This window comes from Peribacillus sp. SIMBA_075 (assembly GCF_046534585.1).
On the sequence record NZ_JAWRYN010000850.1, the window covers coordinates 1 to 263 of the forward strand.

The 263-nt window shown below is 33.5% G+C and carries 1 pseudogene; it reads left to right on the forward strand.

The features are described from left to right. Positions 1-263, forward strand: a pseudogene (locus SB775_RS30640) (cysteine hydrolase family protein); the annotation flags it as partial.

The window sequence follows — 263 nt, forward strand, 5'->3', positions numbered from 1 at the left end:
TAGCTGAAAAAGGTGCTTTAACATGCGGGAAACCAGGTCAAGAAATTGAGAAGGAACTTGTAAGTGTAACGAAACAATTTATTGAAAAAGGTGATTACGTAGTATTTGCTATCGATAAACATGAAGACAATGATGTATATCATCCAGAAGCGAAATTGTTTCCACCTCATAATATAGCAGGTACAAATGGAAGAGACTTATTTGGTGAATTACAAGATGTATGCGAGAAATATAAAAATGCAGAGAATATATACTATATGGAC